The 12,735-nt window shown below is 41.5% G+C and carries 8 protein-coding genes and 1 other annotated feature (1 of these 9 running past the window's edge); all 8 genes read right to left on the bottom strand.

The window, feature by feature from the left end; translation table 11 throughout:
* Positions 1–84: 84 nt before the first annotated feature.
* Positions 85–1,233: a D-alanine--D-alanine ligase family protein gene (locus IV50_RS04775; protein WP_057745838.1), complete on the bottom strand. Its 1,149-nt coding sequence runs from the start codon at positions 1,231–1,233 to the stop codon at positions 85–87.
* A gap of 87 nt (positions 1,234–1,320) precedes the next feature.
* Positions 1,321–2,295, bottom strand: a complete 975-nt coding sequence (locus IV50_RS04770) for a DUF2785 domain-containing protein (RefSeq protein WP_057745835.1) — start codon at positions 2,293–2,295, stop codon at positions 1,321–1,323.
* Between the two features lie 79 nt (positions 2,296–2,374).
* On the bottom strand, positions 2,375–4,207 hold the full coding sequence (locus IV50_RS04765) for an APC family permease (protein WP_057745832.1): 1,833 nt from the start codon (positions 4,205–4,207) through the stop codon (positions 2,375–2,377).
* Between the two features lie 154 nt (positions 4,208–4,361).
* Entirely contained in the window at positions 4,362–5,984 is a 1,623-nt protein-coding gene (gene groL / locus IV50_RS04760; protein ID WP_057745829.1) for a chaperonin GroEL, read from the bottom strand.
* A gap of 63 nt (positions 5,985–6,047) precedes the next feature.
* Positions 6,048–6,323, bottom strand: a complete 276-nt coding sequence (locus IV50_RS04755) for a co-chaperone GroES (protein ID WP_057745827.1) — start codon at positions 6,321–6,323, stop codon at positions 6,048–6,050.
* 155 nt (positions 6,324–6,478) lie between these two features.
* A complete protein-coding gene (locus IV50_RS04750) occupies positions 6,479–8,422 on the bottom strand; it encodes an ABC-F family ATP-binding cassette domain-containing protein (RefSeq protein WP_057745824.1) in 1,944 nt (647 codons plus the stop codon).
* Positions 8,400–9,734 (bottom strand): bifunctional folylpolyglutamate synthase/dihydrofolate synthase, encoded by a 1,335-nt coding sequence (locus tag IV50_RS04745; RefSeq protein ID WP_236697699.1) that lies wholly within the window; start codon positions 9,732–9,734, stop codon positions 8,400–8,402. The genes IV50_RS04750 and IV50_RS04745 overlap by 23 nt, the downstream gene beginning before the upstream one ends.
* A gap of 122 nt (positions 9,735–9,856) precedes the next feature.
* Positions 9,857–12,532: a valine--tRNA ligase gene (locus tag IV50_RS04740; protein ID WP_057745817.1), complete on the bottom strand. Its 2,676-nt coding sequence runs from the start codon at positions 12,530–12,532 to the stop codon at positions 9,857–9,859.
* Between the two features lie 68 nt (positions 12,533–12,600).
* Positions 12,601–12,735: a binding site (T-box leader), on the bottom strand; it runs 75 nt beyond the window's last position.

The following is a 12,735-nucleotide window of genomic DNA, read 5'->3' as shown; positions in this document are numbered from 1 at the left end:
ATACGCTAAATCGTCGACTGAAGAAAGCTCCCCAAACATGATAAAAGACCGATGGAACAATTCCATCGGTCTTTATGTTAGTCACTATTCTGCACGTTCTGCGTTGTAATTTTTTTGTCCAACTTTTTCATCACCCAAAGCAATGAAATCATATGACAACTTGTTATTACGTTCAAATTCTGCCAAACCATAATCAATGATTTCATCGATTAATTGTGAATAACTTAAGCCAGAAACTTCCCACATTTGTGGGTAAAGTGAAATATTTGTGAAACCAGGCAATGTGTTAGGTTCTCCCAAATATGGCACACCATTCTTATCAACCAAGAAGTCCATACGTGTTAGACCAACAAGACCTAAGGCCCTATATGCATCTAGGGCCATCGTTGTAATCTCTTCAGCAAGATCATCATCTAATTCAACAGGCAAATCAAAGGCAACCCCTGAAGCATCAACGAATTTGTTGTTGTAGTCATACCAAACATCTTCTTTTGGCACCACAACGGCACCAAGCTTAGAAGCACGTGGTTGTTCGTTACCCAAAATCGAAATTTCAATTTCACGTGGTTGGTCAATTGATGCTTCTACCAAAACTTTATAGTCGTATTGGAAAGCATCAGCAACCCCTTCTGTAAATTCTTGTGCATTCGTAACACGGTGAATTCCAACAGAAGAACCTTGCTTAGCTGCCTTAACAAACAAAACCTCTGTTCCAACTTCCTTAACAACATCATCATATGTGTATGACGTGTAGTTTTGGTCAGTTAATAGCACATAGTTTGTATTACGGATACCCGCTTGGTTCAAAATACGCTTTGTCAAGTCCTTGTCGAAGGCCATGGCAGATGCGGCAGGACCAGCACCAATATATGGCTTTTTCAACAAACGGAACAATGACTGTAGTGTTCCATCTTCACCCAAGTTACCATGAATAACGGGGTAGAATAAATCAACATCCTTCAAGTCTGTTAGGGCCATCAAAGGTGCCAATGGGTTATGTGGATCAAGCGCTGCTTCAGCCGCTTCAACGATTCCGTCTTCAGGTTCCCCTTGTAAGACGCGCATTGAATCAGTTGGGTTAATCACTGTTCCATTCTTTGAAACCAAGAAGACATCAACGTCATACTTGTTCTTATCCATTGCTTGGTAAATGTTTAATGCTGAACGCTTTGAAACATCGTGTTCTGATGAATTACCACCGAACAACAATGCAATATGCAGTTTTTCTGCCATGTGTTTTTTCTCCTACTATTCTTTTAACTTCAACTGTGTTTTCCGAAACTCAAGTATAACACGCTTATTTTTCTTGCGGGTCACAAACTAGAAAAAATTCAAATCTTTTAAGTAATTAGTAATACTTGTGGGCGTTTTTTCATTGAGCACCAGTGCATCCATCAAACGACGTTGATTATGGACACGATGCCAATCACCTTCATTCTTAGGCTCACCCAAAACCATTACTTCTTGACGCATTTGCTTCAACGTTGATAGAACGTAATCAACGTAAAGCTGATCAAGCGCCATTAAATTAACCAAATAGGCTGCAATTCGTTGCTCTTCGCCCATCACAAGTGGTGTCTTGAGCCGCTTATATCGCTCTAACATGATTGTAAATAAGAATATTTTATCAAGTCGCATGAGTTGTTCATCAAAATTAAATGCATCTAAAACATGTCCGACGTGTAAAAAGGCGCGAATATTACCTTTACCATCAACAAAGCCCCGAGTATCCGTTTCTAACGCAACATATGTCGCTAACAACTCAACCATACGATCGTAATCCCGTTTCGTGTATGGCAACGGATGCTCCCACAATTTCATAATTGATACCAGGCATAGATTAAATGAACGCAGAAAAACGCCATCATTATCTTGTTCTAGCAAATGAAAGTATAAAACTTCAGGGCGAAAAACATGTGCATTTAACGTTAAGAGTTGCTCCGTTGTCAGTAGCTGGTTTTGAATGAGTTGCATCAAGACATTCAAAGACATATCTTCACGAACCTCAGGATCAATTTGACCTAAACCATTGACTAAAATCGCCAAATCATCATCTGAAACACTTTGCAATTTATTCGAAAGTAATCCTCGTTGAAGCCGGGTACCCGTTTCCACAATTAGTTCTACTTCATAGTCGTCTAATTGGTCAATGGCCGTCGCCGGATCCTTGTCTCCTAAATCATCTAGCAGCTCGCCGACGCGCAGTCCTAATGATTCATATAATTCACCCGCCTGCATTTCTTCTCGCATCAAGCTCAGTTCTTGTTGCACTTGATTGATTAACTTGCTGCTCATGTTATCTCCTCTCGCTCATAAAGCGTTTGTAACAGTATAACAAATAAAAAGGCTCGTAGTGTAAATACGAGCCCAGAAGTTATTCCTTTAGATGGTAATAATACATTGAAACAATCACATTGCGATTAGCTAGTGCATTGTGTAACCGAATACTATTTTGATTATGCAAGGCATTTTGCCATGAATGCTTTGGCACAAATCGTGGAATCAAAATCGTCACCGAATGATTACGTTCTTCCGCACCCTTTGTAATTTCATCTACAAAGCGTACTGCTGGTTCAGTAATCGAACGATATGAAGAGTGAATATCAACATAACGAATATCCGGGAATTCTTTTTTAAATTCTTCACTTAGTTTGTGTTCTTTTTCAGGGTGAGAGTCAAAGGAAACATGCATCGCAATCACTAAATCACCAATTGACTTTGCGTAGTCAACCGCTTCCGCAGTCACACGCGTTAGATTTGAGACCATCACAATCACCGTTGATCCAGTATAGGCATGGCGTTTGACCGGTTGCTCAGAAATAATCCGCAACTGCTTGGCAACCAAACGATAATGCTGGTTAATCTTCAAAAACAGTTTGATTAATATTGGCATAATGATGAAATATGGCCAAACTGAGCCAAAATGTAACACCATCAACGAAACAACTAAAATTGCAGAAATTGTGGCACCAACAAAATTAATCGCAATTTTCCCTTGCCAATGCCCCTCACGATGACTAAGCCAATGCTTAATCATACCTGATTGAGACAATGTGAAAGGAACGAAAACGCCAATCGCATACAATGGAATCAATCGTTCGGTTGACCCGTTAAAAATAATAACAAGTAAAACAGCACCAATCGCTAACGACATAATCCCATTTGAATAGCTCAGACGATCACCCTTATCCAAGTAAATATGAGGCATGAATTTATCTTTTGCCAAGTTATAGGCCAGTTGTGGAAAGGCAGAGAAACCTGTGTTTGCCGCAACCGCTAAAATCATCGCCGTCGATACTTGAAATACATAGAAAAGCAAACCGTGCCCGAACGCCATTTCGCCAATTTGCGAAAGCACCGTTACATGCGCAGTAGGAATAACGCCGAACCAGTATGACATGAACGTAATGCCACCAAAGAACAGCCCCAAAATCAAAGCCATGATTCCCAAAGTTGCAGCAGCATTTTTTGCTTTTGGCTTTTTAAAATTAGGCACCGCATTTGAAATTGCTTCAACTCCAGTCAATGATGACGATCCACTCGAGAAAGCCAACATAAACAAAAGTGGTGTAGCACCAGCAAAACTGGTACCTACTGCCGCAGTAGCATGGTAAGCAGTGCGACCCGTTACAATATTAAAAAATCCAAAGCCAATCAACAGCAACATCATCACAATGAAAAAGTAAACTGGAACGGTCAAAAAGCCTGCCGATTCACGAACCCCACGCAAGTTAATTGCCATCAGCAACAAAATCATCAACACTGCAATGACCACTGAATACGGCCGTACAGCTGGGACGGCGGAAGTAATCGCTTCAGTTCCTGACGCCACCGAAACAGCGACGGTCAACATATAATCAACCAACAAGGAACCACCGGCCACCAAACCAGCTTTTCGTCCCCAATTTTGCGAGGTTACCACATAGGCACCTCCACCACCGGGGTACGCCTTAATAATTTGACGGTATGATAGGACTATCGCTGCTAATAAAATGATCACTAGTCCAGCAATTGGGAGTTGCCACCATAGGGCAACGGTTCCAGCAGCGAGTAATGCTGTTGTAATTTGCTCCGTTCCGTATGCCACTGATGAAAGTGCATCCGAAGATAACAACGCCAATGCTTTCGTTCGCGTCAATTGTTGAGAGCCCTCATCAAGTGTCCTCAATGGTTTACCAATCAATAAACGCTTCACAAAACGCCACATATTCTCTTTCCTATTCCTATCCTTTATTTTCTTAACACTGGCTATTGTAGTGCTATCGACGTCACTTGTCTATGCTTGGTTTTTTTATTTTTAAACAAAAAAACGCTACGTAAAATTACGTAACGTTTTAATGAAATACACAAGGGTATTTAAATTACATCATTCCACCCATACCAGGTTGTGCAGCTGGTGCGGCAGGTGCATCATCATGTGGTTGCTCAGCGACAACAGCTTCAGTTGTCAACAACAAAGCTGAAACTGAGGCGGCATTTTGCAAAGCAGAACGGGTTACCTTAGTTGGGTCAACAATACCAGCATCGATCATATCTACCCACTCACCAGTGGCGGCATTGTAACCAGTACCTTGAGCTTGTTCCTTCAATTGGTTAACCACAACTGAACCTTCAACTCCGGCATTTTCAGCAATTTGACGAACTGGCTCTTCAAGGGCACGCTTTACGATATTGATACCTGTTTGTACGTCGCCTTCTTCAGAAAGGGCTGCCACAGCAGGGATTGCATTTACCAATGCAGTTCCACCACCAGCAACGAAACCTTCTTCAACAGCGGCACGGGTTGCGTTCAAAGCATCTTCGATTCGGTACTTACGTTCCTTCAATTCAGTTTCAGTAGCAGCACCAACGTTGATGACAGCAACACCACCTGCCAACTTAGCAAGACGCTCTTGCAACTTCTCACGATCAAAGTCAGATGTTGTCTCTGAGATTTGCTTCTTAAGAAGGTCAACACGTTCAGTCAAAGCTTCCTTTGATCCAGCTCCTTCAACAATGGTTGTTGAATCCTTAGTTACAGTAACCTTAGCAGCTTGTCCAAGTTGTGCAATTGTTGCATCCTTCAAGTTCAAACCTAAATCATCTGTAATAACTGTTCCACCGGTTAGGATCGCAATATCTTGTAATTGTTCCTTACGACGGTCACCGAAGCCAGGCGCCTTAACCGCAACAACATTAAAGGTTCCACGCATCTTGTTCAAAACAAGCGTTGGCAAAGCTTCACCAGTAATATCATCAGCGATAATCAACAATGAACGACCTTGCTCAACGACACCTTGTAGCAAAGGCAAAATGTCTTGAATGTTGGCAATCTTCTTGTCAGTAATCAAGATGTAAGGATTGTCCAATGAAGCTTCCATCTTGTTTTCATCAGTGACCATGTATTGTGACATGTAACCACGATCAAATTGCATTCCTTCAACGACATCCAAAGTTGTATCGATTCCCTTAGACTCTTCAATCGTGATAACACCGTCGTTACCAACCTTATCCATAGCATCAGCAATCAAACTACCAACTTCTTCGTTTGCAGCAGAGATTGAGGCAATTTGCGCTACTTCATCCTTAGTTGACACTGTCTTTGACATGTCGTGCAAAGCTGAAACGGCAGCCTCTGTCGCCTTTTCAATTCCGCGACGAACGCCAACTGGGTTAGCACCAGCGGTGACGTTCTTCATACCCTCATTAACAATGGCTTGGGTTAGCACAGTTGCAGTAGTCGTTCCATCACCAGCAATGTCATTAGTCTTTGAAGCAACTTCAGAAACAAGCTTTGCACCCATGTTTTCAAAGTGATCTTCAAGTTCAACTGACTTGGCGATTGTAACACCATCGTTTGTAATAGTAGGTGCCCCGTAGCCTTCTTCAATCACAACATTACGACCCTTTGGTCCAATTGTCGTCTTTACTGTATCAGCAAGTTGGTCAACACCAGCTTGCATCTTTGAACGTGCATCTTCTGAAAACTTAATATCTTTTGCCATAAGTATTCACCTCTATTAATCTATTAATTTTAATCTTTTAACTTAATTTTTTTATTGTTTATTTTAAACAATGGCAACAAGGTCTTTCTCGTGAAGAACAAGATAATCTTGACCATCAACTGAAAGTTCTGATCCAGCGTACTTATCAAAAATCACTTCATCACCAACTTTAACCGCTTGGGGCGCAGTCAATTCACCAATTGATTGCTCTGAAACAGCAACAACGATTCCTTTTACTGACTTTTCTTGCGCATTAGAAGCAATGTAGATACCACCAACACTTTGTTCTGGCTCTGCCTCAACTTGCAATACGACACGATCTCCTAAAGGCTTAATCATAATCTAGTAACCTCCAAACAAATTTGTTTATTTATTTTTAGCACTCTTTGTACTTAAGTGCTAATCAACACTATCTATATTAGCACACTCACTTAAAAAAGCAACCGTATTCATAAAAAAACTGGAAATTCTTTTAGGAATTTCCAGTTTCATCATTAGGCATTTAATTCTTCGATTTGATAAGACAAATCAGTCCATCGTTCTTCTAGTTCTGCTAACTTATCTTCAATCGCTTGTGCTTGATTTGACAGGTCCGTCAATTTAGGAATATCCGTGCCAATATCTGGGTCATTTAATTGCTCACTAACCGCAGCTTTGGCATCTTCTTGTTGCGCCATTTGGTTTTCGACATCATCAAGGGCGCGCTGTAACTTCCGCAGCTCCTTTTGCCGGGCCTTATGATCAAGGCTACTGCTTTTAGGTGTATCCTCTGGCTTCACGGCGACTGTTTTTGCTTCAGCCTCAACCTCTGCCAAAGTAGCTGGATCAACCCGCTTTTCAAGATAATAATCATAGTCGCCATCAAAGAAATTAGTTCCAGTTGGTGTGAGTTCAACAATTTCCGAGGCCACTTCATTAATAAAGTAACGATCATGGGAAACAAAGAAAATAGTTCCATTATATTCATTCAAAGCAGTTTCAAGAACCTCTCGTGAATCAATATCCAAATGATTGGTTGGCTCATCAAGAATTAAGAAATTGGCTTGTTCCATTGATAATTTGGTTAACAATAACCGCGCACGCTCACCACCGGATAAGGCTGACACTTTTTTATCAACCGACTCACCACTAAACATAAATGATCCCAAAATTGATCGAACATCCTTTTCAGGCATCAAAGGATGGTCATCCCAAATTGTGTTCAAAACCGTTTTCTTTGGATCAAGTGTTTGTTGCTCTTGATCATAGTAACCTACCGTGACATTGGCACCTAATTTGATATCGCCACTAATAATTGGCAACTTCCCCAAAATCGTCTTAATTAACGTTGATTTCCCAACGCCATTTGGTCCGACTAAGGCGACCGCATGTTGCTTATCAACTGAAATATTTACTGGATCAGCTAAAATTGTTGTTGGATCATAACCTAACTTAACGTCATCAACCCGGAGAACTTCATTTCCTGACTCTTCTTTAGCCTCAAACGTAATGTGAGCTACACCAGATTCATTTTTGGGCGGTTCAATCTTTTGCATACGATCCAACTGCTTACGACGTGATTGTGCCCGTTTCGTCGTGGATGCTCGGACAATATTACGCGCAACGAAATCTTCTAACTTCGCAATTTCACCTTGTTGCTTTTCGTAGGCCTTTTCTTCAGATAAAATTTTAGCCTCTTTTTCTTTCATAAATTGGCTGTAATTACCTTTGTAATGATCCAAAACACCTGAATGCATATCATAAATTTCATTCACCACGCGATCCAGGAAGTAACGATCGTGGGAAACAATTAGCAACGCACCCCGATAATTTTGTAAATATTGTTCAAGCCAAGCTAATGTTTCCATATCCAAATGATTCGTCGGCTCGTCCAAAATCAATAAGTCCGGCGTCTCCAAAAGCTGCTTAGCGATCGCTAAGCGCGTTCGTTGACCACCAGATAGCGTCGATACCTTACGGTCATAGAATGATTCATCAAACCCAAATCCATGAAGAACACCGCGAATAGTGGCATCATACGCATAACCATTTTTTTGATCAAAATCATGTTGTGCCTGATCATATTCAGCTAAGAGTTTTTGATAAGCTTCGCTCTCATAATCCTCCGTCGCCGCCATTTCTGTTTCCATCTCACGCATGTGTTCTTCAAGTTTAATGACGTCATCAAAAGCCGTTAGCATTTCGTTGTAAACAGACAAATCTGAATCTAACCCCGAATTTTGAGCTAAATACGCCAATTTAATACCTTTTTTCATTGAAACTTCACCCTCATCAGGTTGCGTTTCACCAATCAACATCTTCAATAACGTTGATTTTCCTGCTCCGTTTCGGCCAACTAATCCAATCCGGGCCTTATCACCAACTTGCATTGAAATGTGTTCAAAAAACGTCACACCGCTAAAGCGACGTGCAACATCACTTGCTTGTAAAATTATCATCTATTTCACCTAATTCATTTGACTTAATTTTTGCTCGAACCTCTGAGACAAAGTACAGAGATCCCGTAAATATAATCGGCTGTCCGGCTGGGACTAATTTTTGATATAGACCATACCAATCATTCACGTATGTCACCTCAATTCCGGGAACGCTAATATTGTGGGCATCAATATCTTGACGCTGATGTGGCGCATCGAAGTGGGCCACATAGATGGTTACATTCGGCAAGCTCGCCAACATCCCTAACATCTCATCAAAATGTTTATCAGCTAAAATCCCCACAATCAAATTGATTGGTTCCGATGAAAAACGTTCAGACAACGTCTGCTTTAACGCTGCCACGCCTTGCGGATTATGAGCGCCATCGATAATGGTCAATGGGTGATCAGCAATTTTTTCAAAACGCGCCGGCCACGTTACTTTCTTTAAAGCAGCCCGAATGATATTGTCCGACACTTTAATGCCCAAATCCGGAGCAACAGCCAAAACCGTTTCAATGGCAAGACTAGCATTTACCTGTTGATAGTCACCTGTTAGCGCAAGCTCTAGATGTCTAATCGAACGCGCTTCCACAAAATCAAACGTTTCTCCAAATTGTTGATTTTTAGTTTCTGAAACAGTTGAAAAGGCATCCCCATACGCTAAAACTGGTGCCCCCACTGACTGAGCTTTGTTAACAATCACACGTCGCGCACTATCTGCTAACGGGCCCAGAATAACCGGGCGATGCGCTTCAATAATACCGGCTTTTTGTTCCGCAATTTCAGCAAGGCTGTTCCCTAACACTTTCATATGATCAAAGCCCACATTAGTAATAACTGCCGCAAGTTTATCTGGAATGACTTCGGTCGTATCCCACATACCGCCAACCCCAACTTCTAACACCACAACATCGACAGGATGTTGCGCAAAATAGACAAACATGACTGCCGTTAGGGTCTCAAATTCTGTTGGTCCACCAGTTAGTTCTTGATCGAGCCGCTCTGTAATCGGCGCCACCTTTTGCACAGCTTTCGTCAAGTCTGCATCACTGATCAAACCGTCGTTGTCTTGAATCCGCTCATTAAAACGCTCGATGAAGGGTGACGAAAACATCCCCACTTGCAACCCTGCCGTTCGCAGGATTTCCGCAATCATTTTACTTGTTGATCCCTTGCCGTTTGTTCCGGTGATATGAATATACCGATTCATTTTTTCCGGATGGTCTAATGCGTCTAGCAAGCAATTAATTCGCTCAAACGAAGGCGTTTTTTGCCACTTATGGCGACCGTGAATATACGCAATTGCGTCACTTGCATCTTCAATTTTCACCACTGTGCCACACCATCCTAACCATTTTTAATACTCTTATCGTACCATGAAAACGCCTTTGCGCCTATATGTCTCAAAAGACAAAAAAACTAATCAGACCGAAGTCCAATTAGTTTTAGCGTTTAGGCCTTTTTTGCCGCTTCAAGTTCAGCTAAGCGTGCATTTGTTGATGCTAACTTATCTTCCCAATCAGCTAGTTTCTCACGTTCGGCATTTACCACGTTTTCAGGGGCTGAGTTCACAAACTTATCGTTTGACAACTTGCCTGAACTACGCTTTACTTCACCAGCAAATTTCTTGGCATCATCCTTAAGACGTGCAATTTCATCATCAATATCAATCAATTCTTCCAACGGCACAAAGACCTGTGCTCCAGAAATCGCTTTGGTCATGGCCAAAGTTGGCGCATCCACATCTGCACCAATGGTTAGTTCCTTTGGCTTAACAAAACGATTAATATAATCTGCATTCTCTTGGAAAATACGTTGTAGGTTGGCATCGTCAGTCTTGATCATCACATCGACAGTTGTTGACATTGGTGCATTTGCTTCAGTTCGAATTGAACGTACTGCTGTAATCAAATCTACCAAACTTTGGAAATCAGTTTCCGCAACAGCATCATCCAATTCAGCATGCACTTCAGGGAAATCAGCAACCATAATGGTATCAAATGTGTGCACTGGCATGTCCAAGTAAATTTCTTCAGTTACGAATGGCATAATTGGGTGCAACAGACGCAACACTTGATCCAATACATAAGCCAAAACTGATTGAACAGTTTGCTTAGCTGCTTCGTCAGACCCGTTCAATGTTTCCTTGGTCATTTCAATATACCAATCAGCAAAGTCATCCCAAATGAAGTTGTAAAGGGCACGACCCGCTTCACCAAATTCAAACTTATCAAAGTTCTTAAGAACTGAGTCAACTGTCTTATTCAAACGTGACAAAATCCAGCGATCAGCTAATGACAATGTTGAAAGATCAGTTGGTAATTCCGGCTTAGTGTCTTCATCCAAATTCATAATGACATAACGTGATGCATTCCAAATTTTGTTAATGAAGTTCCAAGCAGCATCCATCTTTGTATAAGAGAAACGCATATCTTGTCCAGGTGTTGAACCAGTTGCCAAGAACCAACGCAAGGCATCTACACCATACTTATCAATCACATCCATTGGATCAATTCCATTACCCAATGACTTTGACATCTTGCGACCTTCCTCATCACGAATCAAACCGTGAATCAAAACGTTCTTGAATGGACGCTTGCCTGTGAATTCCTTTGATTGGAAAATCATACGTGAAACCCAGAACGGAATAATGTCATATCCCGTTACAAGTGTATCAGTTGGGAAATAACGCTTGTAATCATGCGCATCTGTATCAGGCCAACCCATCGTTGAAAATGGCCACAACGCAGATGAGAACCATGTATCTAATACATCGGTATCTTGTTCCCAATTCTCAGCATCCTTTGGCGCTTCCATTCCAACATAAATCTCGCCAGTTTGCTTATTGTACCAAGCAGGAATTTGGTGTCCCCACCACAATTGACGTGAGATAACCCAATCGTGAATGTTTTCCATCCAACGTTCATAAGTTCCTTCAAAACGTGATGGATTGAAGGTAACCTTGTCATCAGGGTTATCTTGCATAGCCAATGCTTGTTTAGCCAATGGCTCCATTTTAACGAACCATTGCGTTGAAAGACGTGACTCAACTTGCACACCAGTACGCTCAGAATGACCAACCGCGTGCACAATTGGTTCGATTTTAAGCATGTAATCTCCAGCACGCAAGTCACTGACCATTGCTTCACGCGCTTCAAAACGATCCATCCCGTTATACTTACCCGCGTTTTCGTTCATTGAAGCATCTTCATTCATTGTGTTGATGCGTTCCAAATCATGACGATTTCCAACTGCAAAATCATTTGGATCATGTGCGGGTGTAATTTTCACCATTCCTGAACCAAATTCAGGATCAACATATTCGTCAGCGATAATTGGAATTTCACGATCAACCAATGGCACGCGAACTTTCTTTCCGACTAATTCCTTATAACGTTCATCACTTGGGTGAACCGCAACTGCCACATCCCCAAACATCGTTTCAGGACGAGTTGTTGCGATTTCAATGTAATCTTTACCATCAAAACGATCGTTTTCATCAACGAATGGATACTTAACATGGTAGAAAGCACCCTCATCATCTTCATGAATCACTTCGATGTCTGACAAGGCAGTGCGTGCCTTTGGATCCCAATTAATAATGTATTCACCACGATAAATCAGGTCTTTATTATAGAGATCAACGAAGACCTTGCGAACCGCTTCTGACAAACCTTCATCTAGCGTGAAACGTTCACGACTGTAATCAACTGAAATCCCCATTTTCTTCCACTGTTCATGGATAGTTTCAGCATATTCGTTTTTCCAATCCCAAACTTGTTCGACGAACTTTTCACGTCCCAAGTCGTACTTTGAGATACCTTCCTCAGCCAAACGTTGTTCAACCTTCGCTTGGGTCGCAATACCAGCGTGGTCCATTCCAGGAACCCAAACAGTATCGAAACCTTGCATACGCTTTTGACGAATCAAAATATCTTGTAACGTAACATCCCATGAATGTCCCAAGTGTAACTTACCCGTCACATTAGGAGGTGGAATCACGATTGAATAAGGACGTGCCTTTTCATTTCCAGAAGGTTGAAAACGCCCTTCTTCGCGCCACTTATCATAACGACCAGCTTCCACAGCATCTGAGTCGTATTTACCAGGCATATCAATATCTCGCATAAAATACTCCTTTTTGTACATTTTATTTTTTAAGCAATTAAAAAAGTCCCAACCACATCTATTGATGTGATCAGGACGAGTTGCATTCGCGGTACCACCTGATTTAGGGTTACCCCTATCTCATTAAAAACTTAACGCGTTTATCACGTTGTGACCTACTAGATTTCAGTTACAAAGCCCACATAGTTACCTTCAAATGAAGA

The organism is Weissella viridescens, assembly GCF_001437355.1.
GTDB classification, from domain to species: Bacteria; Bacillota; Bacilli; order Lactobacillales; family Lactobacillaceae; genus Weissella; species Weissella viridescens.
The sequence above is the reverse complement of the archived record's forward strand: the minus strand, read 5'-3'. Positions and strand labels throughout refer to the sequence as shown.

Bases quoted from the DNA above. Each gene is read 5' to 3' on its own strand.
- IV50_RS04740 (WP_057745817.1), bottom strand. From the start codon at position 12,532: ATGCGAGATATTGATATGCCTGGTAAATACGACTCAGATGCTGTGGAA.
- IV50_RS04755 (WP_057745827.1), bottom strand. From the start codon at position 6,323: ATGATTAAGCCTTTAGGAGATCGTGTCGTATTGCAAGTTGAGGCAGAG.
- IV50_RS04765 (WP_057745832.1), bottom strand. From the start codon at position 4,207: ATGTGGCGTTTTGTGAAGCGTTTATTGATTGGTAAACCATTGAGGACA.
- IV50_RS04775 (WP_057745838.1), bottom strand. From the start codon at position 1,233: ATGGCAGAAAAACTGCATATTGCATTGTTGTTCGGTGGTAATTCATCA.
- IV50_RS04770 (WP_057745835.1), bottom strand. From the start codon at position 2,295: ATGAGCAGCAAGTTAATCAATCAAGTGCAACAAGAACTGAGCTTGATG.
- IV50_RS04750 (WP_057745824.1), bottom strand. From the start codon at position 8,422: ATGATAATTTTACAAGCAAGTGATGTTGCACGTCGCTTTAGCGGTGTG.
- groL (WP_057745829.1), bottom strand. From the start codon at position 5,984: ATGGCAAAAGATATTAAGTTTTCAGAAGATGCACGTTCAAAGATGCAA.